At 69.0% G+C, this 17,736-nt stretch carries 17 protein-coding genes; 5 read left to right on the plus strand and 12 right to left on the minus strand.

Features of this window, described 5'->3' with window-relative positions:
- Positions 1 to 70: 70 nt before the first annotated feature.
- Both V9G19_RS10025 and pyrE read left to right on the plus strand, forming a co-directional pair.
- On the plus strand, positions 71 to 853 hold the full coding sequence (locus V9G19_RS10025; protein WP_462285327.1) for an SDR family NAD(P)-dependent oxidoreductase: 783 nt from the start codon (positions 71 to 73) through the stop codon (positions 851 to 853).
- Positions 854 to 880: 27 nt separating this feature from the next.
- Positions 881 to 1,432: an orotate phosphoribosyltransferase gene (gene pyrE / locus V9G19_RS10030; protein WP_462285328.1), complete on the plus strand. Its 552-nt coding sequence runs from the start codon at positions 881 to 883 to the stop codon at positions 1,430 to 1,432.
- Between the two features lie 16 nt (positions 1,433 to 1,448).
- Here the strand turns inward: pyrE and V9G19_RS10035 are convergent, their stop codons facing one another.
- The 7 genes from V9G19_RS10035 to V9G19_RS10065 form a co-directional block, all read right to left on the minus strand.
- Positions 1,449 to 2,621, minus strand: a complete 1,173-nt coding sequence (locus V9G19_RS10035; protein ID WP_462285329.1) for an acyl-CoA dehydrogenase family protein — start codon at positions 2,619 to 2,621, stop codon at positions 1,449 to 1,451.
- Between the two features lie 44 nt (positions 2,622 to 2,665).
- The gene (locus tag V9G19_RS10040; protein ID WP_462285330.1) at positions 2,666 to 3,817 is read right to left on the minus strand and encodes an acyl-CoA dehydrogenase family protein; all 1,152 of its coding nucleotides are present in this window, start codon (positions 3,815 to 3,817) and stop codon (positions 2,666 to 2,668) included.
- 77 nt (positions 3,818 to 3,894) lie between these two features.
- Positions 3,895 to 5,094, minus strand: coding sequence for a 3-oxoadipyl-CoA thiolase (gene pcaF, locus V9G19_RS10045; protein ID WP_462285331.1), 1,200 nt, complete (start codon positions 5,092 to 5,094; stop codon positions 3,895 to 3,897).
- Positions 5,091 to 6,740 (minus strand): AMP-binding protein, encoded by a 1,650-nt coding sequence (locus tag V9G19_RS10050; protein ID WP_462285332.1) that lies wholly within the window; start codon positions 6,738 to 6,740, stop codon positions 5,091 to 5,093. The genes pcaF and V9G19_RS10050 overlap by 4 nt, the downstream gene beginning before the upstream one ends.
- Before the next feature lie 18 nt (positions 6,741 to 6,758).
- The gene (locus tag V9G19_RS10055) at positions 6,759 to 7,505 is read right to left on the minus strand and encodes an SDR family NAD(P)-dependent oxidoreductase (RefSeq protein ID WP_462285333.1); all 747 of its coding nucleotides are present in this window, start codon (positions 7,503 to 7,505) and stop codon (positions 6,759 to 6,761) included.
- 55 nt (positions 7,506 to 7,560) lie between these two features.
- Positions 7,561 to 8,709, minus strand: coding sequence for an acyl-CoA dehydrogenase family protein (locus tag V9G19_RS10060; RefSeq protein WP_462285334.1), 1,149 nt, complete (start codon positions 8,707 to 8,709; stop codon positions 7,561 to 7,563).
- Between the two features lie 11 nt (positions 8,710 to 8,720).
- The gene (locus V9G19_RS10065; RefSeq protein ID WP_462285335.1) at positions 8,721 to 9,518 is read right to left on the minus strand and encodes an enoyl-CoA hydratase-related protein; all 798 of its coding nucleotides are present in this window, start codon (positions 9,516 to 9,518) and stop codon (positions 8,721 to 8,723) included.
- A 178-nt stretch (positions 9,519 to 9,696) separates the two neighbouring features.
- On the opposite strand from V9G19_RS10065, the gene V9G19_RS10070 reads away from it, so the two are divergent.
- Together V9G19_RS10070 and V9G19_RS10075 are read left to right on the plus strand one after the other, a co-directional pair.
- Entirely contained in the window at positions 9,697 to 10,437 is a 741-nt protein-coding gene (locus V9G19_RS10070; protein ID WP_462285336.1) for a TetR/AcrR family transcriptional regulator, read from the plus strand.
- Positions 10,438 to 10,508: 71 nt separating this feature from the next.
- A complete protein-coding gene (locus V9G19_RS10075) occupies positions 10,509 to 11,195 on the plus strand; it encodes a LemA family protein (RefSeq protein WP_462285337.1) in 687 nt (228 codons plus the stop codon).
- 271 nt (positions 11,196 to 11,466) lie between these two features.
- Here the strand turns inward: V9G19_RS10075 and V9G19_RS10080 are convergent, their stop codons facing one another.
- From V9G19_RS10080 to V9G19_RS10090, 3 genes are all read right to left on the minus strand, one after another.
- The gene (locus V9G19_RS10080; RefSeq protein WP_462285338.1) at positions 11,467 to 11,997 is read right to left on the minus strand and encodes a GNAT family N-acetyltransferase; all 531 of its coding nucleotides are present in this window, start codon (positions 11,995 to 11,997) and stop codon (positions 11,467 to 11,469) included.
- 111 nt (positions 11,998 to 12,108) lie between these two features.
- A complete protein-coding gene (locus tag V9G19_RS10085) occupies positions 12,109 to 12,231 on the minus strand; it encodes a hypothetical protein (RefSeq protein ID WP_462285339.1) in 123 nt (40 codons plus the stop codon).
- Between the two features lie 54 nt (positions 12,232 to 12,285).
- On the minus strand, positions 12,286 to 13,467 hold the full coding sequence (locus V9G19_RS10090) for an acyl-CoA dehydrogenase family protein (RefSeq protein ID WP_462285340.1): 1,182 nt from the start codon (positions 13,465 to 13,467) through the stop codon (positions 12,286 to 12,288).
- A 257-nt stretch (positions 13,468 to 13,724) separates the two neighbouring features.
- Between V9G19_RS10090 and V9G19_RS10095 the strand changes: the two genes are divergently transcribed.
- A complete protein-coding gene (locus V9G19_RS10095) occupies positions 13,725 to 14,975 on the plus strand; it encodes an IS110 family RNA-guided transposase (protein WP_462285341.1) in 1,251 nt (416 codons plus the stop codon).
- 11 nt (positions 14,976 to 14,986) lie between these two features.
- Here the strand turns inward: V9G19_RS10095 and V9G19_RS10100 are convergent, their stop codons facing one another.
- Both V9G19_RS10100 and V9G19_RS10105 read right to left on the minus strand, forming a co-directional pair.
- The gene (locus tag V9G19_RS10100; protein ID WP_462285342.1) at positions 14,987 to 16,216 is read right to left on the minus strand and encodes a CaiB/BaiF CoA transferase family protein; all 1,230 of its coding nucleotides are present in this window, start codon (positions 16,214 to 16,216) and stop codon (positions 14,987 to 14,989) included.
- Positions 16,213 to 17,730 (minus strand): aldehyde dehydrogenase family protein, encoded by a 1,518-nt coding sequence (locus tag V9G19_RS10105; protein WP_462285343.1) that lies wholly within the window; start codon positions 17,728 to 17,730, stop codon positions 16,213 to 16,215. Before V9G19_RS10105 ends, V9G19_RS10100 begins: the two co-directional genes overlap by 4 nt.
- Positions 17,731 to 17,736 lie beyond the last annotated feature (6 nt).

Genomic DNA, 17,736 nt, shown 5'->3' on the forward strand with positions numbered 1-17,736 from the left:
CCGGCCGTGGTCACGCTTGGGGGTTGGCGATCGAAATCACGATCTGCGCCGCCGTCCGTCAGGGGGAGACATGATGTGCCACATAACGACAGCGCTCGTCACCGGAGCCACCTCAGGAATTGGCCGGGAGTTCGTCAACCAGCTCGGCTCTCGCGGCAGCCATCTCATTCTCGTGGCTCGTGACGGGGACCGGCTGGAGCAGGTCGCCGAGGAGGTGCGCACGGCATACGGCGTGCATGTCGATGTCCTGCCCGCCGACCTCGCCGACCGCGCCGACCTGCAACGCGTCGCCGACCGGCTGGCCGACCCCGAGCATCCGATCGACATTTTGGTCAACAGCGCCGGTTATGGGTTGGGGCGGCCCTACCTGGGCAACGAGATCGCCGAGGAGGAGCAACTCCTCGACGTGCTCTGCCGAGCCGTCCTTGTCTTGAGCCATGCGGCCGCTCGAGCGATGCGCACCCGTGACCACGGGCGGATCATCAACGTCTCCTCGGTCGCGGGATTCCTCGCTGGCAGCACCTATTCCGCGGCCAAGGCCTATGTGACCGTGTTGACCGAATCCCTCGCTGGTTCGCTCGCGGACACCCAGGTCAAGGCCACCGTGGTGTGTCCCGGCTTCGTGCACACCGAGTTCCACGAGCGCGCCGAGCTTGACCGGGACCGGCTGCCGGAGTTCGCCTGGCTCACCACGCGGCAGGTGGTCCGGCGGGCGTTGGCCGACTCCGACGCCGGGCGGGTCGTCTCCGTTCCGAGCTGGCGCTACAAGGGGGTGGTCGGCTTGCTCAAGGTCACCCCGCGGGCGCTGGCCCGCAGCTCGGTGGTGGTCAACCGGCACCGCAAGGCCTGCTGAGCGACGCCAGCTGAGAAGCTAGGCCGCATGAGTGACCTCACTGCCGACCGCGACCGGCTGCTCACGCTGATCAAGGACCGGGCCATCGTCCGCGGCCGGGTCACGCTCTCCTCCGGGCTGGAAGCCGACTACTACGTGGACCTGCGCCGGATCACGCTGGACGGCCAGGCGGCTCCGCTCGTCGGCCGGGTCATGCGCGGCCTGGTCGCCGATCTCGACTTCGTGGCCGTGGGCGGGCTGACCCTCGGCGCCGACCCGGTGGCCACCTCGATGCTGCATGCGGCAGCCGCCGCGGGGGAGCGTCTCGATGCCTTCGTCGTGCGCAAGGCGGGCAAGGCGCACGGGCTGCAGCAGCGGATCGAGGGACCGGCCATCGCCGGGCGCCGCGTGCTGATCGTCGAGGACACCTCGACGACCGGCGCGTCCCCGCTGGAAGCGGTCTCGGCGGCGCGCGAAGCGGGGGCCGAGGTCGTCGCCGTCGCCACCATCGCCGACCGGGCGACCGGCGCCGCCGAGAAGTTCGCCGCGGCGGGCCTGGATTACCGGTTCGCCTACTCGCTCGGCGATCTCGGCCTGTGACGCGTAGGGTGCGCGCTCAGCGGAAGGCGGCCAGCCCGGTCAGCGCCTTGCCGATCATCAGCTGGTGGACCTCGCTGGTGCCCTCATAGGTCAGCACCGACTCCAAGTTGTTGGCGTGCCGCATGATCGGGTATTCGCCGGTCACTCCGGCGGCGCCCAGGATGGTGCGGCTCTCCCGGGCGATGGCGATCGCTTCACGGACGTTGTTGAGCTTGCCCAGGCTGACCTGCTCGGGCGCCAGCGTCCCGGCGTCCTTCATCCGGCCCAGGTGCAGCGCCAACAGCATCGCCTTGCCGAGCTCGAGGGTCATGTCGGCGAGCTTGAGCTGCGTGGCCTGGTAGCCGCTGAGGGGACGGTCGAAGATTTCGCGCGTGGCGGCATACGTGATCGCGGTCTCGAGGCATTCACGGGCCGCGCCGACCGAGCCGAAGACGATCCCGAAGCGGGCCTCGTTCAGGCACGACAGCGGGCCCTTCAACCCGGAGACGTTGGGCAAGATCGCATCGCCCGGCAGGCGCACGTCGTCCAGGACGAGTTCGGACGTGACCGACGCCCGCAGCGACAGCTTCTTCTTGATCTCCGGAGCGGTGAAGCCGGGGGTGCCGGCCGGAACCACGAAACCGCGGATGCCCTCCTCGGTCTGTGCCCACACGACCGCGACGTCGGCGACGGTGCCGTTGGTGATCCACATCTTGGTGCCGTTGAGGATCCAATCCTCGCCGTCCTTGCGCGCATTGGTGAGCATGCCGGCGGGGTTGGACCCGAAGTCCGGCTCGGTCAGGCCGAAGCAGCCGATCGCCTCGCCCGCGGCCATCCGCGGCAGCCACTCCTGCTTCTGTTCCTCAGAGCCGTGCTTGTAGATCGCGAACATCGCGAGCGATCCCTGCACCGAGACCAGCGAGCGGATGCCCGAGTCGCCTGCCTCCAGTTCGAGGCACGCCAGCCCGTATGCCGTCGCGCTCGTCCCTGCGCACCCGTAGCCCTCCAGGTGCATGCCGAGGACGCCAAGCTGGCCGAGGTCCTTGGCGAGTTCGCGGACCGGCAGGTTGCCGGCCTCGTACCAATCGGCGATCTGCGGCTTGATGTTGCGCTCGACGAACAGACGCACTGTGTCGCGGATGGTGCGGTCCTCGGTATTGATGAGCGACTCGGTGTTGAATAGGCCGAGCGGCGTCGTGGTTGCGGCCATCATCTGCTTCCTTTGCGTGGCAGGGGTGGTGGGAGGGGCGTGGCTTAGAGAAAGGCGCTGACGCCGGTCTCGGCGCGGCCGATCAGCAGCTTCTGGATCTGGCTGGTGCCTTCGTAGAGGGTCATGACGCGGGCATCGCGCATGTATTTCTGCACCGGGTATTCGTCGACGTAGCCGTAGCCACCGAAGAGCTGAATGGCCCGGTTGGCGGCGCGAACCGCGGCCTCGGACGCGTAGTACTTGGCCTTGGACGCCTCGACGGTGAACGGTTGGTCACGCTCGACGAGATCGGCGGCCCGCCAGGTCAGCAGTCGGGCGGCATCGCACTCGACCGAGGTCTCGCTGATCATCTCCTGGATGAGTTGGAAGGATGCCAACGGCCGGCCGAACTGGTGACGCTCCTTGGCGTAGTCGACCATCGCGTCCAGGCAGCCGGCGATGATGCCGGTGCAGCCGGCGCCGACCGATACTCGACCCTTGTCGAGGGAGTGCATCGCGATCGAGAACCCCTGGCCCTCCTGGCCAAGCAGGGCGCCCGCCGGGACGCGGACGTCATCGAAGGCCAGCTCCGAGGTGACCTGCCCGCGCAGCCCGAGCTTGCCGTGGATCTCGGTGCGCTGGAATCCCTTGGCCTCGGTGGGCACGAGGAAGGCGGAAATGCCCTTTGGGCCCGGGCCGCCGGTGCGGGCAAAGACCACGCAGACGTCGGCCCAGGAGCCGTTGGTGATAAACATCTTGGAGCCGGTGATCACCCAGTCGGTGCCGTCCTTGACGGCGCGGGTGGCCAGGCTGCCCGGGTCGGAGCCGCTGTCGGCCTCGGTGAGCCCGAAACAGCCGATCGTGGTGCCCGCGGCGATACCGGGCAGCCACTGCTGCTTCTGCTCCTCGGTGCCGTGGCTGAGCACGATCTTGCCGAAGAGCCCCATCGACACCGAGACGATCCCGCGGACCGAGGAGTCGGCCCGGCCCAGTTCCTCCATCCCGATGCAATAGGTGATGTAGTCGCCGCCAAGGCCGCCATACTCCTCCGGGATCGTCAGGCCAAAGAAGCCCATCTCGCCGAGCCTGGGGATGATCGCGGTGTCGACCGATTCGCGACGGTCCCATTCCGCCCGGAACGGCACGACTTCCTTGTCGAGGAACTCGCGGGCCGTGCTGCGCCACATCCGCTGTTCGTCGGTGAGGCTGAGGTCCATGATCGGGTTCTCCTAAAAGCACGTGAGCAAACCGCGGGTGACCGCGGCGCGCTGGGTGAGGTAAGGGTGGGGTGAAATCAGGCAGCTTCGAGGAGCACGGCGATGCCTTGCCCGACGCCGACACACATCGTGACGAGGGCCCGGCGGGCGTTGCCGTCGGCGATGTCGAGCGCGGCGTTGAGGGCAATTCGAGCGCCGCTCGCGCCGAGCGGATGGCCCAGGGCGATCGCTCCGCCGTGTGGGTTCACGTGGTCGGCATCGTCGGGAATCCCCAAGCCGCGCAGGACGGCGAGCGCCTGCGCGGCGAACGCCTCGTTTAGCTCGACCCGGTCGATGTCGCTTAGCGAAAGGCCGGTCCGCGCGAGCAACCGCTGGGTGGCGGGCACCGGGCCGATCCCCATGATCCGTGGGGGGACGCCGGCGCTGACGCCGCAGGTCACGCGTGCCATGGGGGTCAGCCCGTATGCCGACACGGCCTTCTCCGAGGCCAGCAGCAGCGCCCCGGCACCGTCGTTGACTCCGGAGGAGTTGCCGGCGGTCACGCTGCCGTCGCGGAAGATCGGTCGCAGCCGGCCGAGCGCCTCCAGGGTCGTCTCGCGTGGGTGCTCGTCCCGGTCGACGACAACCGGCTCGCCGCGCTGCTGCGGGATCGTGACCGGGGCGATCTCGCGGGCCAGCCGTCCCGACGCGACCGCGGCGGCGGTGCGCTGCTGGGAACGCAGCGCGAAGGCATCCTGATCCGCTCGGGCGATGTCCTGCTCCACCGCGAGGTTTTCGGCCGTTTGGGGCATCGCGTCGGAGCCGTAGCGCTCCTCCATCACCGGGTTGACGAAGCGCCACCCGATCGTCGTGTCCGAGACCTCGACGGCTCGCGACCACGCTGTGCCCGACTTGAGCATGACGAACGGCGCCCTGGTCATGCTCTCAACACCCCCGGCCACGACCAGGTCGGCGTCGCCGGCGCGGATCGCCCGAGCCGCGTTCACCACGGCTTCGAGTCCCGAGCCGCACAGCCGGTTGGTGGTCGCGCCGGGGACGTCGACCGGGAGGCCGGCGAGCAGGCTCGCCATCCGAGCGACGTTGCGGTTGTCCTCCCCGGCCTGATTGACGCAGCCGAGCAGGACGTCATCGACCGCGCCCCAATCAACCCCCGGGTTGCGCGCGACCAACGCGGCGAGGGCTCCCGCCGCGAGGTCGTCGGTGCGCACGGGCGCCAGGGCGCCACCGTGTCGGCCGAACGGGGTGCGGATCCCGTCGACCAGGAAGGCCTCGCTCATGAGTCGGCCGCCTCCTTGACTGCCAGCTCCCGCAGCAGGAACTTCTGGATCTTGCCGCTGGCGGTGGCGGGGAATTCGTCGAGGGAGAGAACCTTCTCTGGCCAGTACTGCTTGGCCACGCCCTTGGCCTGGAGATACTCCTTGACCGACTCCAGCGTGGGCGCCGGTGTGCCGGGCGCGGGCACGATGCAGGCGCAGGCGCGTTCCTGCAGGCGCGGGTCCGGGATGGCGACGACGGCGACCTTGGCGTAGTCGTGGTTCTCGTAGAGGACATTTTCGATGTAGGCGACCGGGATGTTCTCGCCGCCGCGCATGATGATGTCCTTGGTGCGCCCCGAGATCGACAGATAACCGTCGGCGTCCATCGTCGCCAGGTCGCCGGTGTCGAACCAGCCGTCCGCGGTGTATTGCGCCCGGGTCATTTCCAGCCGCTTGGCGTAGCCCACGAAGAGGAAGGGGCCGCGGACCTGCACCCGTCCCTCCTCGCCGGCCGGGACCGGGTTGTCCTTGCTGTCGACGGTGCGCACCTCCATCCCTGGCCACGCGCGTCCGTCGGTGACGATCTTCTCCTCCGGGTCGCCGGGGACGCCGATGGTGACGAGCGCGTTTTCGGTCTGGCCCCACCCGCCGAGCACCGCCATCGTCGGCAGCACCTCGTGTGCCCGGTGCACCATCACCCGGGGGATCGGGGCGCCCATGCAGCAGAAGCGGGTCAGGCTCGCCAGGCCGCTGCGGTCCTCGGGCAGGTGGCCGAGCAGGTCGACGAGGAAGGGCGTGGCTCCGGAGGTGTAGTTGATGCCGTATTCCTGGACCAGGTCGACGAACTCCTGGGCGTTCCAGATGTCTTGGAGGATGCAGCTCGCGCCATAGCGGATCGGCAGGCTGACCCCATAGAGGAAGCCGGTGAGGTGGGCGAACGTCGAGGCCATGTGGATGACCGTGTCGGAGCCGATGCCCATCCGCTCGGGGATGGGTTGCAGCGCCGCGAGCACCGTGTTGTGGCTGTGCATGACGCCCTTGGGCTCGCCCGTGGTCCCCGAGGTGAAGATGAGCACGGCGACCGCGTTGGGATCGGGCCGCAGCGCCGCGAGCGAGGCCGGGTCGCGCTTGTCCTCCCACGCTGTCGCCATGAACTCCTCCCACGAGGAGTGGCCCTCGGTGAGGTCGCCCTCGGCGTCGACGACGAGCACGTGCTCGATCGACGGGAGTTGGTCAGCGAGCTTGACATACATCCCGGGGTAGTCGAAGTCGCGGAAGCGGCGAGGGACGACAACAACCTTGGATTCGGCGAGGCCGACCATGAAGCCAACTTCGCGCTCTCGGTAGATCGGGATGAGCGGGTTGCCGACGGCGCCGATCCGCGCGACCGCGAGGTCCAAGACGAGGAACTCGATCCAGTTGGGCAACTGGAAGGAGACGACGTCTCCGGGTTGCACGCCCAGCTCGAGCAGACCGAGTGCGCACCGGTCGGCTTCCTTCTTCAGCTCGCCATAGGTGATGCTGCGCCGGGGGTCCTTGAACGCGAGCTTGTCCGGAGTGCTCGCAGCGAACTCGTCGAGGAAGTCGGTGATGATTTTGTTGGGCCAGTATCCGTCTTCGGTGTACTGGTCGATCAGCTCGGGAGTGAGGATGGTTTCGAGCGCCATTGCTTGGGTTCCTTCCGCTCAACTCATCGTCAGGCCGCCGCTGACGCTGACGGTCTGACCGGTGACAAAGGACGCCTCGTCGGAGGCGAGGAAGGCGACGACATTGCCGAGGTCGCTTGGCTGAGCCAGGCGGCGCAACGGGATCGCCTTGATGAGCGCCTCGCGCAACTTGGGGTTGTCCCCGCCGATCGAGGCGAACAATGGGGTGTCGGCCGGCCCGGGGCAGACGCAGTTTGCGGTCACCTGGGAGCGGGCCATTTCCCGGGCGATGGTCTTGGTGAACGCGATGACGCCGCCCTTGGCGGCGGCATAGACCGCCTCGCCGGACGAGCCGACCCGGCCGGCGTCGGAGGCGATGTTGACGACGGTGCCGCTTCCTTGATTGGCGAGCACCGGGAGGACGGCCTTGCAGGTGTTGAGGACGCCATACAGGTTGATCGCGATGATGCGGTCCCAGTCTGCGGGTTCGCTGTTGACGAACGGCCCAACCTTGTCCCACCCGGCGTTGTTCACCAGGATGTCGATGCGGCCGAGTTTGTCCGTCACCTCAGTGACCATAGCGTCCACGGAGGCGCGATCGGTCACATCTGTCCGTATGCCGATCGCTCCGCCCCCCAGCGCCGCGGCGGTCTCGGCGGCGGTGTCGCCGTTGATGTCGGAGACCACGACCGTGGCCCCCTCCGCGGCGAGCTTCTCGGCGATCCCTCGCCCGATGCCTTGGCCGGCGCCGGTGACGATCGCGATCTTGTTGTCCAGCTTCCCCATGGGTGGTCCTTCGTGGTGGTGGTGACGGTGGTCGGTGTGGTCGTGGGTGACGGAATCAGGGTGCGTAGGCCCGGCCGAGCAGGCCGCGCGCGATGACCAGCTTGGAGACCTGCTCGGTGCCGTCGCCGATCTCGAGGCCGATGACGTCGCGCAGGCGTTGGCCGAGCGGGTTGTCGTTGGCGTAGGCGAGGTGGCCGAAGGTGAGCAGGCAGCGGTGGATGACCTCGGTGGCGAGCTTGGGTGCCCAGAACTTCGCCATACCTGCCTCGACGCTGTGCTCGAGGTCGTGGTCCTTGCGCCACAGCGCCTCGTAGCAGACGTGCCGCGCGCCTTGGACGTAGGTCGCGCTCTCGGCGAGCGGGAAGGAGACACCCTGGAAGGTGCCCAGCGGTTTGCCGAACGCGACCCGGTCACGCACCCACTGGTAGGTCTCCTCCAGGGAGATTTGCGCGGCGCCGAGGCAGGCGAGCCCGATGATCGCTCGGGAGTAGTCGAAACCCTGCATCGTCGAGACGAAGCCGTCACCCTCCTTGCCGATCAGCGCCCCCCGGGAGACCGGCGTGCCGTCGAAGTAGAGCGAGGCCCGGCCGATCGCGCGGCTGCCGAGGTCGTCGAACCCGGCCCGGCTGACTGTGGGGTGGTGGAGGTCGACCCAAAACGCGCTGACCCCGCGCGCTCCGGGTCCGCCGGTACGGGCCAGGACCACGGCGACATCGGCCTCGGTCCCGAGCGTGATCGACGTCTTCTCACCGTGCAGCGTCCAGCCGTCCTCGCCGTCCGGCACGGCCTTGAGTTCCAGGCTCGCCGCGTCGGTGCCGTGGCCCGGCTCGGTGATGCAGATGCACGGGATGCTGGTTCCCTCGGCAATGGCGGGCAGCCAGGCGAGCTGCTGCTCGTGGGTGGCGTTGCGGACGATGATGTCGCTGACCAGGCCGATGACGACGATGATGTATGCCGCGTTGAAGTCGGCCCGGGCCACCTCCTCGGCGGCCAGTCCCGCGACCACGGCACTGGCGTGCTGGCCCCCGTATTCCTCGGGGATGCGCAGCCCGGTCAGTCCCATGGCGGCCATGTCGAGCGCGAGTTGACGCCGGAAGACCCCGGCCTTGTCGTCGCTCTGGTAATGGGGAGCCAAGACCTTGGTCGCCCAGCGCCGGATCTCGTGGCGGTAGGTCTCCTGGTCCTCGTCAAAGGCGTAGTGCATTGCCGGCCTCGTCAGTGAGACTGGACGTATTTGTTGAACTCGGGCACGCGCTTCTCGGCGAACGCCTTGGCGCCCTCGGTGCCCTCGGGCGAGACGACGAACAGGTCGAGCGCGGACATCGCGAGGTTGGACAGGCCGGCCTGGTGGTCGGTGTCGGCGTTGAAGGACTGCTTGAGGAAGCGGATGGCCGTCGGGCTCTTCTCGGCGACCTCGGCGGCCCAGGCCTTGGCCTCGGTCATCAGCTCGGCGGCCGGGACGACCTTGTTGACCAGGCCCATCTCGAGGGCCTCCTGCGCTGAGTACTGACGACACCAGTACCAGATCTCGCGGGCCTTCTTCTCGCCGACGACGCGGGCCAGGTAGGCCGAGCCGAAGCCGGCGTCGAAGGAGCCGACGCGCGGTCCGGCCTGGCCGAAGCGGGCGGTCTCGCTGGCGATGCTGACATCGCACAGGACGTGCAGCACGTGGCCGCCGCCGACGGCGACGCCGTTGACCGCGGCGATGACCGGCTTGGGGATGTCGCGGATGAGCTTGTGCAGGTAGCCGATCTCGAACATCCCGGACTCGCTCGGACCGTAGTCGCCGGTCTCTGCCCGCTGCTTAACGTCGCCGCCGGTGCAGAACGCTTTGTCACCGGCGCCGGTGAGGATCACCGACTGGACCTGCCGGTCGGCCCACGCCGAGCGGAGGGCCTTGATCATCTCTTCGACGGTCTTGGAGCGGAAGGCGTTGTAGCGCTCGGGCCGGTTGATCGTGATGATCCCCGCGGAGTCCTCGACGGTGTAGGTGATGTCCTCGAAACTCGTCATGTCATTCCTCGTCCATGTCGGTTGGACCCTTGACAGGGCCGTGTGAACAGAGATTCACTGGGAATGAATCTAGATTCATTCGTCCGATCCGTCAAGAGGGGATCGATAGAGTGGCTGCTCACCCAGTCCCGCCAGGACCGCACCACGGAGGCCGTATGCCGCAGGAGAGGCACGCGCAATGACGGCGCAGCACGCTGGCGTCGACCCCGGCGACCGCGACGTCGAGCCGGGATTCGTCGTCGAGGCCGACCTCGGCGCGGATCCTGACTTGGATGCCGCCCGTGCCGCGAGCGAGACGCGTGCGCAAATGCGGCGTCGGCAATTGCTCAGCGCCGCAGCCCGGTTGATGGAGCGGGACGGCTCCCAAGCGGTGTCGATGCAGTCGGTGGCCGACGAGGCCGGAGTCAGCGTGGGGCTCATCTATCGCTATTTCGGGGGCAAGGACGACCTGCTCCTTGCCGTGATCGTCGATGTGTTGGAAACCTTCGCGCACCGCGTGCACGAGGCGATCTCGGCGGCCGGCGCCGATCCCGTGGACCGACTCGTCGCCGCCTTCCGGGCCTATTGCGAAGTCATCGACGTTCACCGCCACGCCGCGGTCCTCACCTACCGGGAGAGCAAGAGCCTGACCGCCGACGGGCGCCGGGTGATCAAGCGCCTGGAACTGGAGACGAGCGCCCCGCTGCGTGAGCTGATTCGCGAGGGCGTTGACGCCGAGTTGTTTCGCTGCGACAACCCCGACCTGGTGGCCTACGACTTGTTGCTGTTCGCGCACGCCTGGGCGCTCAAGCACTGGGCCTTCCAGCACTCGCTGACCTTGGCGGCCTATGTCGATCACCAAGCGGCCCTGGTGCTCAACGCGTTGCTGGAGCCGCGCAAGCGTCGCTCCTACACCCGATATCTGACGCCCGGCCGTTAGGATCGGCGCTGCAGGCGGGAGGTTCGCCTGCGCTCGGCCGCGGCCGGGCGGCATACGGTGAAGGAGTCCTCATGGGAACCGCCCTGGTCATCCTGCTCGTCCTGGTCGGGATCGTCGTTCTCCTCGGCCTGTGGGCCGTGGGGGTCTACAACGGCCTGATCAAGCTGCGCAACCTGGTGCAGGAGGCCTGGCGGCAGATCGACGTCGAGCTCAAGCGCCGCCACGACCTGATCGGCAACCTGGTCGAGACCGTCAAGGGGTATGCCGCTCACGAGCGGGGCACGCTCGAAGACGTCATGAAGGCCCGCAGCGCCGCGATGGCCGGCGGGCAGAGCCCGGGCCAGCAGGCCCAAACCGAAGGCATGCTGAGCGCCGCGCTCGGCCGGCTGATCGCGGTCGCCGAGGCCTATCCCGACCTGAAAGCCAACCAGAACTTCCTGGCCCTGCAGAACGAGCTGACCTCCACCGAGGACCGGATCGCCTCGGCGCGCCGCTACTACAACGCCAACGTCCGCGAGCTGAACACCAAGGTCGAGACGGTGCCCAGCAACTTCGTCGCCGGGATGTTCAACGTCCAGCGCGCCGAGTACTTCGAAGTCGAGGGCGCCGAGCGCGACCCCGTGAAGGTCGACTTCGGACAGTCCAACCAGACCATCCCGCCGCCGTCCGGCTACAACGCCCCGCAGGACTCCCGCTCCCAGCAGATCCCGACCACCCCGCCGCCCGGCCAGATTCCCCCCGCCCCGCCCTCGCAGTAGTAGGCGAGTGCCCGGGCGAGGAACTTCTGCTAGCAGAGGTTGCTCGATGGGGAGCAACGTGCTTCTTGGTGGGAGGTTCACTAACGTGCGCTGAGTTCTCGGGGCGGGTCAGGCGATCAGCCTCCCGGTGGACGACGGTGGACCCGGTGTCAGTTGAGCGGCAGCGACCCCATGGCGTCGCTGCCGCTCAACTGACGTGAGTGGACTCATCGTTTTGCCGATCCGCACGGCCATCGTCATCCCGCGCGATCGCGGGCCGGGTATCGCCTGGCTAGCCGGCGATGCAGGCCGTGCCCACTCGGCGGAACCCGACTCGCTCGTAGACCCGGGCGACGGCCTCGTCCTGGGCGGACAGGAATACCGTGTCGATGCCGAGGCGCTCGGCGTCGGCGACCAGGGCGCTGGCGATGGCCGCGCCGAGGCCGATCCGGCGTGCGCGGGGGATAACGGCGATGCCGACGAGTTCGGTGGTCGTTCCGCGCGGGTTATGGCTGCCGCCACCGGCCGCTGCGCCGAGGCCGTGGTCCTTGATCTCGATCGCGCCCCCCAACGTCGTCAGCCCGGCTTCGATCCGGCCGGCCACGCCGCTCCCATCTCGTGCCTCCCCGACCTCGTCGGTCCCTGCGAAACCCGCGTGCACGGCGGCCCCGACCTCGCCGAGGTGATGCGAGTCACGGGGCAGGATCTCGATGGCATAGCCCGCGGGCGGCTCCAGCAACGCCGGCTCCTCGAGCACCAACAACGGGCACTCCGCAACATCGAGCCCCGCGGACCGCGCGGCCGCGAGGAGCGATGGCGTCACCTCGTGCACCCACTCGATCTTTTCGGGGATGCCAAGCTGCTGCTGCCATCCGACCAGCGCCCGGACGTCCTCGGCGGTGACCTGTTCGGTCAGCCCGAGCCGTGGACGTCCCTAATAGTGGAAACCCTTCTCGCTCGTCCGGATGAACAGCGTGAACGGGCCGACCTCTTCGACGGTCGTGCAGGTGCGTGAAGCACGGTCGTAGTACTCCTCGAGGGTCGCCAGCAGTGTCACGCGGGCGAGCTTAGCGCCGGGCCGGACCGGCGCACCCCACGTGCGGGTAGCCGATCAGCGGAAGGCGGCCTCGCCGGTCAGGGCCTGGCCGACGACGAGGGTGTGCATCTCGACAGTGCCCTCATAGGTGAGCACCGACTCGAGGTTGTTCATGTGCCGGATGACGGGGAACTCCAGCGAGATTCCGTTGGCGCCCAATATGGTTCGGGTGGTCCGGCAGATATCGAGGGCCGCCCGGACATTGTTGAGTTTGCCGAGGCTGACCTGCTGCGGCGTCAGGGTGTGGGCGTCCTTGCGGCGGCCGAGGTGGTGGGCGAGCAGCAGCCCCTTCGAATACTCCAGGTACATCTCGGCGAGCTTTTGCTGGGTCAGCTGGAAGCCGCCGAGGGGGCGGCCGAACTGGGTGCGCTCCTCGGCATACGCCAACGCGGTCTCCAGCGCTGAGCGGGCGGCACCCATGGCGCCCCAGGTTATGCCATAGCGCGCCTCGTTCAGGCACGAGAGCGGGCCCTTCAGGCCGCGCACCTCGGGGAAGAGCGCGTCCGCGGGCAGGCGGACGTTGTCGAGGACCAGCTCGCTGGTGACCGACGCGCGCAGCGACAGCTTGTGCTTGATCAGCGGCGCCGAAAAGCCGGGGGTGTCGGTCGGGACGGCGAAGCCTCGGATCCCGTCGTCGGTCTGTGCCCAGACGACCGCGACGTCGGCGACCGAGCCGTTGGTAATCCACATCTTGGCGCCGTTGAGGACCCAGTCCTCGCCGTCGCGGCGCGCGGTGGTGCGCATGCTGCCGGGGTCGGAGCCGTGGTCGGGCTCGGTGAGCCCGAAGCAGCCGATCGCCTCGCCGGCGGCCATGTCGGGCAGCCAGCGCTGCTTGTGCTCCTCGCTGCCCCAGCGCCAGATCGCAAACATCGCCAGCGACCCCTGCACCGACATCAGCGACCGGATGCCGGAGTCGCACGCCTCCAACTCCAAACAGGCCAGGCCGTATTCGACGCCCGACATGCCGGCGCAGCCGTAGCCGGTTAGGTGCATGCCGAGGACGCCGAGCTGACCGAGTTCCTTGGTCAGGCCGCGGATGTCGTCGATCTCGCCGCGCTCGAACCAGTCGGCGACATAGGGGGTGATCCGGCGCTCGCACATCGCCCGGACGCTCTGCTGGATCGCCCGCTCGTCCTCGCTGAAGAGATCCTCCAGGCCGGCGAGGTCAAGTCGGTCACTGATGCTGCGGGTGCTCACTGGTCTACCTTCCTTGTGTCAGTGATCGCCTGATCGCTGATGCACCCGTGGTGCCACCAGGCCATCGCCCTGCTCGCTCGACGCGTTGGATGTCCAGCATGAGATCTGCGGGGTCTGGTGGTTACCCGGGACGTACGGACCGTCGACAGGGCTGAGCGCCTCCGAGCGCCGATCAGTGAGCGAACCGGCAGCTGCGTCCCGGAACCATCGGCACATGCGGGTGCCTCCCCACTGGGATTAGCAGCGAGGAGGCTGACGTGAAGTCTGCCAGTAACACCCTGCCCGATACACCCCCGAACGCGGTGACCGCGGGCATTGATTGGGCCCGCGATGACCATGCCGTGTGCATCGTCGATGACCGCGGCCGTCAACGGGCCCGCACCATGGTCGACCACACCGCCTCCGGCCTGAGTGCGTTGGTGCGGTTCCTGGGCCGCCACGGCGTCGGTGAGGTCGCCATCGAACGCCCGGACGGGCCGGTCATCGACGCCCTGCTGGCGGCCAAGCTGACCGTTGTGGTGATCAGCCCGAACCAGGTCAAGAACCTGCGCGGTCGTTACGGCTCGGCTGGAAACAAGGACGACCGGTTCGACGCCTTCGTGCTCGCCGACACTCTGCGCACCGACCGGCCCCGGCTGCGGGCTTTGGTCCCCGACACCGAGGAGACGGTCGCGTTGCGGCACGCGTGCCGCGCCCGCAAGGACCTGGTCAATCACCGGGTTGCGGTCACCAACCAGCTGCGCGCCCACTTGCGCAACGTCTTTCCTGGCGCGGTTGGCCTCTTCGCGGCCTTGGACTCGGCCATCAGCCTCGCGTTCATCTCCCGGTTCACCAGCCAAGCCCAGGCCGACTGGCTGACCCCCACCCGGCTGGCCGCCTGGCTGGCCAAACACGGCTACTCCGGCAAGAAGGACCCCGCCGTCCTGCACGCCCACCTGACCGGCGCGCCCCGCGGCCTGACCGGGCCGACCGCCAAGACCCAAGCCGGGATCACCCGCGCCTACCTCGCCGTCGCCGCCACCCTGGCCGAGCAGATCACCACCCTCACCACCCAAATCGAGGCACAACTGGCGGCGCACACCGATGCCCACATCTTCACCAGCCTGCCGCGCTCCGGAACCGTCCGCGCCGCCCGGCTGCTCGCCGAGATCGGCGACTGCCGCGGCAAATTCCCCACCCCCGAATCCCTGGCCTGCCTCGCCGGCGTCGCCCCCTCCACCCGCCAATCCGGCAAGGCCCGCGCGGTCACCTTCCGCTGGGCCTGCGACAAACAACTGCGCGACGCCGTCACCGACTTCGCCGGCGACTCCCGACACGACAACCCCTGGGCCGCACAGCTCTACAAACGCGCTATCGACCGCGGACACGACCACCCCCACGCCGTCCGCATCCTGGCCCGAGCCTGGCTCTTCGTCATCTGGCACTGCTGGCAAAACAACACCGCCTACGACCCCGACCGACACCAAGCGCTCCAACGACTCCTCACCCAACAAAACAGGGCGGCTTGACACAGGGCTTCTCATGCGGAACTCCTCGTTGGGTGGGCAATGCTGGGCAGCGGCTCGTCCGAACTCAGCCACCGCTCGATTTCGGTGGTGTGCTCGCCCAGGTCGGGCGGTGCACTCGTGCGGTCAAAATTGTTGCCGGACATGGTGATCGGGTTGCGGACCTGCTGCGGATGGTCGTCGCCGACGCTGAACAGTGGGGCCAGCCCGAGTTCCTCGGCTTCGGCGAACGCGGCCGGGATGTCGTTGACCGGGCCGCACGCAACGCCGGCCGCGCGCACCGTGTGCTCCCAGTGCGCGGCGGTGTCGGTCGCCAACCGAGCCTCCAACAGCGCGACCAGCGCGGTGCGATGGGCCACCCGGTCGGCGTTGGTGGCAAAGCGGGGATCACCCGCCAGCTCCGGTATGCCGAGTGCGGCCGTCAGCCGCGCGAACTGTCCGTCGTTTCCGCAGGCCACGGCGAGTTGAGTATCGCTGCAGCGCAACGGTTCATACGGCGCGATCGAGGGGTGGGCGTTGCCCATCGCCCGCGGAGCCACGCCGGTGGCAAGGAAGGCGCTGGCCTGATTGACCAGTGCACCGAGCACGCTGGAGAAGAGGTTGACCTCCACGTGGGCGCCGATGCCGGTCGTTGCCCGCGCCTGCAAGGCGGCGAGGATGCCGATCGTCGCGTCCTTGCCGGTGAGCACGTCGACGAGGGCGACGCCGACCTTTTGCGGTGGCCCGCCAGCCTCGCCGGTGATGCTCATCAATCCGCCGACCGCCTGGGCGACGAAGTCGTATCCGGGCAACGTCGCTCCCGCGCCCGACCCGAAGCCGGACACCGAGGCATAGACGATGCCCGGGTTGACCCGCGAGAGGCTCGGGTAGTCGAGGCCGAACTTGGCCAGCGTGCCGGTCATGAAGTTCTCGACGAACACATCGGCCCGGCTGGCCAGGTCGCGCGCCTTGGCCAGGTCGTCCGGGTCACCGAGATCCCAGGCGACCGAGAGCTTGCCCCGGTTGAGCGCCTCGAAATAGGAACTGGCCCGGGGGGTCCACGGCGGTCCCCAGGCCCGGGTGTCGTCACCGGACCCGGGGCGCTCGACCTTGACGACAGTCGCGCCCAGATCGGCGAGATACATCGTCGCCAGCGGGCCGGCGAGGACCCGGCTGAAGTCGGCGACGAGCAGGCCGGTCAGGGGAGACTCGCGCTCGCGAACGGGAGGTGGATCTGAGCTTGCGGGATGTGGATCTGCGCTCACGGGACTTGGACCCGGGCCTCGTGGTGCTCCCGCGGCACCCGCACGCGGCCGTCGACGCGGCGCACGATCCGCCACGGGTTGCCCTTGCGCAGCGCGGGCGGCAGGGCTGCCTTGGGCGCGTCCTGATAGGCGACCGGGCGAGTGAACCGGTCCAGGGCGCCCGCCCCGACGGAGGTCGCCCGCGGGTCGGTCGTTGCCGGCCAGGGGCCGCCGTGTTGCTGGGCCCAGGTGGTCGCGACACCCGTCGGCCAGGCGTCGACGGCGACTCGGCCGACCTTGGGGGTCAGGGCGGCCACTAAACCGGGCGTCTCGGGGTCGTCGCTGCCACCCGTCATGACGCTGGCGACGAGCGCGCCGGGCAAGGCGGCGATCAGCGAATCCCGCTGGGCGGCATCGGCATACTCGACAACCAGGACGACCGGACCGAAGCACTCCCGCAGCAGGGTGGAGCCCGGTTGCAGCAGCTTGGGGTCGGCGGTCAACACCCAGACGACCGGGCCGAGCGGCGCGGCCGCGTCGGAGCTGGCCACCGGTGTGGCGCCGGCGGCCAGGAGTCCCTGAATGCCGGTCCCGAAGGCCTCGTGGATGCCGGTGGTGAGCATGACGCCGGCTGGGGGATTCGCGCGCAGGGCGTCCGCGAGCGCGGTGCCCAACCCGCTCCCCGACGGCGCCAGGATCAGGCCCGGCTTGGTGCAGAACTGCCCGAGTCCGAGGGTGAACGACCCGAGCGCCCCGGCCGCGATCTCGCGCACCGCCGCCGCCTCGGCCGCCGCGGCCTGGGTGAGGACGACGGCGTTGACCGTCCCCATCTCGGCATACACCGGGATGGGGACCGGGCGGGTGGTGGCCAGGCGATGCAGCGCCATGCCGCCGGCCTCAGATCCGGTGAACGCGACCGCGCCGAGGGCCTCGGCGAGGACGAGTTGTTGCCCGGCGGCCATGCCGGTGACCGCGCCGAAGCTGCCCGCCGGCGCGCCGGCGTCCCCGAGCGCCTCACCGGCCAGCTCCGCCAACCGCGCGTGCGTCCGGGGATGCGCCGGGTGGCCCTTGACGACGACCGGACACCCGGCCGCCAGCGCCGAGCCGGTGTCATTGCCGAGCGTGCCGAAACCGAACGGGAAGTTGCTCGCCCCAAAGACGGCGACCGGCCCGAGCGGGATATTCATCCGGCGAAGGTCGGGCGCAGCGCCGGCGGCGTGGTCGATCGTCGCCCCGAGCCAGGCGCCATCCGCGCAGACCCGGGCATAGAAGCGCAGCTGGGTCGCGCAGCGCGCCACCTCGCCGTCGAGGCGGGCCCGGCCGAGACCGGTCTCCAGGTCCGCGGTGGCGGCCAATTCGTCGGTATGCCGCTCCACGGTGTGCGCGAGCGCCTCCAGCCAGCCCGCCCGGTCGGCGGGGGGCGTGGCCGCCAACACCGGGGCCGCTGCGGCGGCCGCGGCGACGGCAGCCTGCACCTCGGCATACGAGGACTCGGTGGCGCCGGTCGGTGGCTCGCTGTTGGCGTAGGTGGTCATCTCGCG

The organism is Nostocoides sp. (genome assembly GCF_037045025.1).
Classification (GTDB): domain Bacteria; phylum Actinomycetota; class Actinomycetes; order Actinomycetales; family Dermatophilaceae; genus Nostocoides_A.

Bases quoted from the DNA above. Each gene is read 5' to 3' on its own strand.
- V9G19_RS10025 (WP_462285327.1), top strand. From the start codon at position 71: ATGATGTGCCACATAACGACAGCGCTCGTCACCGGAGCCACCTCAGGA.
- pyrE (WP_462285328.1), top strand. From the start codon at position 881: ATGAGTGACCTCACTGCCGACCGCGACCGGCTGCTCACGCTGATCAAG.
- V9G19_RS10035 (WP_462285329.1), bottom strand. From the start codon at position 2,621: ATGGCCGCAACCACGACGCCGCTCGGCCTATTCAACACCGAGTCGCTC.
- V9G19_RS10040 (WP_462285330.1), bottom strand. From the start codon at position 3,817: ATGGACCTCAGCCTCACCGACGAACAGCGGATGTGGCGCAGCACGGCC.
- pcaF (WP_462285331.1), bottom strand. From the start codon at position 5,094: ATGAGCGAGGCCTTCCTGGTCGACGGGATCCGCACCCCGTTCGGCCGA.
- V9G19_RS10050 (WP_462285332.1), bottom strand. From the start codon at position 6,740: ATGGCGCTCGAAACCATCCTCACTCCCGAGCTGATCGACCAGTACACC.
- V9G19_RS10055 (WP_462285333.1), bottom strand. From the start codon at position 7,505: ATGGGGAAGCTGGACAACAAGATCGCGATCGTCACCGGCGCCGGCCAA.
- V9G19_RS10060 (WP_462285334.1), bottom strand. From the start codon at position 8,709: ATGCACTACGCCTTTGACGAGGACCAGGAGACCTACCGCCACGAGATC.
- V9G19_RS10065 (WP_462285335.1), bottom strand. From the start codon at position 9,518: ATGACGAGTTTCGAGGACATCACCTACACCGTCGAGGACTCCGCGGGG.
- V9G19_RS10070 (WP_462285336.1), top strand. From the start codon at position 9,697: ATGACGGCGCAGCACGCTGGCGTCGACCCCGGCGACCGCGACGTCGAG.
- V9G19_RS10075 (WP_462285337.1), top strand. From the start codon at position 10,509: ATGGGAACCGCCCTGGTCATCCTGCTCGTCCTGGTCGGGATCGTCGTT.
- V9G19_RS10105 (WP_462285343.1), bottom strand. From the start codon at position 17,730: ATGACCACCTACGCCAACAGCGAGCCACCGACCGGCGCCACCGAGTCC.